This is a genomic window from Actinomadura sp. NBRC 104412 (genome assembly GCF_030269515.1).
Lineage (GTDB): Bacteria > Actinomycetota > Actinomycetes > Streptosporangiales > Streptosporangiaceae > Spirillospora.
Genome location: NZ_BSTM01000121.1, coordinates 1 through 255, shown reverse-complemented (window position 1 = coordinate 255; position 255 = coordinate 1). Strand labels below are relative to the sequence as shown.

At 66.3% G+C, this 255-nt stretch carries 1 pseudogene; it reads right to left on the bottom strand.

Annotated elements, in window-relative coordinates:
- Positions 1 to 255, bottom strand: a pseudogene (locus QSK21_RS35995) (IS21 family transposase); the annotation flags it as partial.

The following is a 255-nucleotide window of genomic DNA, read 5'->3' as shown; positions in this document are numbered from 1 at the left end:
CACCGCACCGATCATCCGGGAATAACCGCTGACCATGACCAGCACAGGAGGACGCCCTGTCTGGCCGAACCCCAGCGGCACGTCCACCGGCGGGAACCACAGATCGCATTGAGCCAGCTCACCGGGCTGGTACTCGGTACGAGACGCCGGGTCGAGCGGGCGATACAGCGGCCGCAGCCGCTGCACCCGCTCGAAGAACACCGTCTTGCCCCGACACCATCCGACCCGTTCCATGATCACCGACGTCGGCATGTC